Below are 714 nucleotides of genomic sequence, written 5' to 3'. Positions count from 1 at the left end.
TAGGCACGCCGCCAGCGTTCGTCCTGAGCCAGGATCAAACTCTCCAAAAAGTGTTTGACTTGCTCATTTGTTTCTATGTAAGATGACATGCATCTTACATAGAAGTTTCTTGCTTAAAACGTTGACGTTTTTATTGATTTTGTTCAGTTTTCAAAGATCAATGTCTCTCGTTTGTTGCCGTCATATCCGACAGCTATATAATTATATCATGTGCCTATTCACACGTCAACACTTTTCGAGAAAAATATTATTCTATCAAAATGATGAAAGTTGTAAATAAGTTTATTTCATCCATCCTGCTCACTGGCGGATTAATAATATATCATAAGTTTTTCTGCGAAATCAATAGGAAGTTATCAAAAGATTATTTTACCAAAAAAATGATTTGGCTTATTCCTAAAGTCATACAAATCCTGCATCCGCCAAACAGAATTATTTATGCAGTCAAAGCAAATACTATGGAGGCGGCAACCGGAATCAAAACAGTGGTAAAGGTTTTGCAGACCTTGGCCTTACCGCTTGGCTATAGCCCGATTTTGTAAAGATGGGGCGATCGAGGGGAATCGAACCCCCGAATGTCGGAGTCACAATCCGATGCGTTAACCACTTCGCCACGACCGCCATTATAAGTAAATAGTGGTGGAGGGGGGCAGATTCGAACTGCCGAACCCGAAGGAGCGGATTTACAGTCCGCCGCGTTTAGCCACTTCGCTA

Annotated in this window: 1 tRNA gene; it reads right to left on the bottom strand. The window is 41.0% G+C overall.

What is annotated here, in order from left to right:
* Positions 1–545 precede the first annotated feature (545 nt).
* Positions 546–621: transfer RNA gene (locus NLX67_RS22615), tRNA-His, on the bottom strand.
* Positions 622–714: the final 93 nt, after the last annotated feature.

It is taken from the genome of Domibacillus sp. A3M-37 (genome assembly GCF_024213455.1).
Taxonomy (GTDB): domain Bacteria; phylum Bacillota; class Bacilli; order Bacillales; family Domibacillaceae; genus Domibacillus; species Domibacillus tundrae.
This window is presented reverse-complemented; position numbering and strand designations above follow the sequence as displayed.